This window comes from Staphylococcus sp. 510 (assembly GCF_057219715.1).
Genome location: NZ_JBXVVK010000044.1, coordinates 1 through 1,470 on the forward strand (window position 1 = coordinate 1; position 1,470 = coordinate 1,470).

A 1,470-nucleotide genomic window follows, 5' to 3' on the forward strand; every position below is an offset into this window, starting at 1 on the left:
CTAATTACGTACTACAGGCAGTTGCCTGTAGTACTCATATGATTAAGTGGTAAAAGTGATAAAAATGAAACGAAATTATAAATATATATTATCTATATGTTGTTACAAGACCGATAGTCTGTAGCAATAATCTAATAAAAGGAGCGGTATGATATGAAGGGTAAAATTGCACTTTATTCACGCGTTAGTACGTCAGAGCAGTCGGAGCATGGGTACTCAATCCATGAGCAGGAACAAGTACTCATCAAAGAAGTTGTGAAAAATTTCCCAGGTTATGACTATGAGACATATACTGACTCAGGCATTTCAGGTAAAAATATTGAAGGTCGTCCGGCAATGAAACGTCTATTACAAGATGTTAAGGATAATAAAATCGAAATGGTGTTAAGTTGGAAATTGAATCGTATCTCACGATCAATGAGAGACGTGTTTAATATTATTCATGAATTCAAAGAACATGATGTAGGGTATAAATCGATTTCTGAGAATATTGATACATCCAATGCTTCTGGAGAAGTACTCGTTACAATGTTTGGGTTAATAGGATCTATAGAACGCCAGACTTTGATTTCGAATGTGAAACTTTCTATGAATGCTAAGGCAAGGAGCGGAGAGGCAATCACCGGTCGTGTTTTAGGCTACAAATTATCACTTAATCCACTTACACAGAAAAATGATTTGGTTATCGATGAAAATGAAGCTAATATTGTACGTGAAATTTTCGATTTATATTTGAATCATAATAAAGGCCTCAAAGCCATTACAACCGTACTTAATCAAAAGGGGTATCGTACTATTAATCAAAAGCCATTTTCAGTGTATGGTGTTAAATACATTTTGAATAATCCAGTCTATAAAGGCTATGTCAGATTCAATAACCATCAAAACTGGGCTGTACAGCGAAGAAGTGGCAAAAGTGATAAAAATGATGTGATATTGGTCAAAGGTAAACATGAAGCCATTATAAGTGAAGAGGTATTTGATAAAGTTCATGAAAAATTAGCTTCTAAAAGTTTTAAACCGGGCAGACCTATTGGTGGAGATTTCTACTTACGTGGCCTTATTAAATGCCCAGAATGCGGAAATAATATGGTATGTCGACGGACGTATTATAAAACGAAAAAGTCCAAAGAACGGACAATCAAGCGTTATTACATTTGTTCCTTATTCAATCGTTCAGGGAGTTCTGCATGTCACAGTAATTCCATCAATGCTGAAGTCGTCGAGCGTGTAATTAATGTTCATTTGAATCGTATTCTGTCTCAACCAGATATTATCAAGCAGATTGCGTCAAATGTGATAGAAGAACTGAAACAAAAGCATAGTAACCAAACAGAAATTAAATATGACATTGATAGTTTAGAAAAACAAAAAGCTAAGCTTAAAACACAACAAGAACGATTGTTAGAATTGTTCTTAGATGATCAGATGGATAGCGAAATGTTAAAAGCTAAACAAAGTCAAATGAAT

Annotated in this window: 1 protein-coding gene; it reads left to right on the forward strand. The window is 34.4% G+C overall.

Annotated elements, in window-relative coordinates; translation table 11 throughout:
* Positions 1 to 153: 153 nt before the first annotated feature.
* Positions 154 to 1,470, forward strand: a 1,317-nt coding sequence (gene ccrC, locus AC2D8K_RS12545; RefSeq protein WP_484698824.1) for a cassette chromosome recombinase CcrC, incomplete at its 3' end; no start/stop codon positions are given.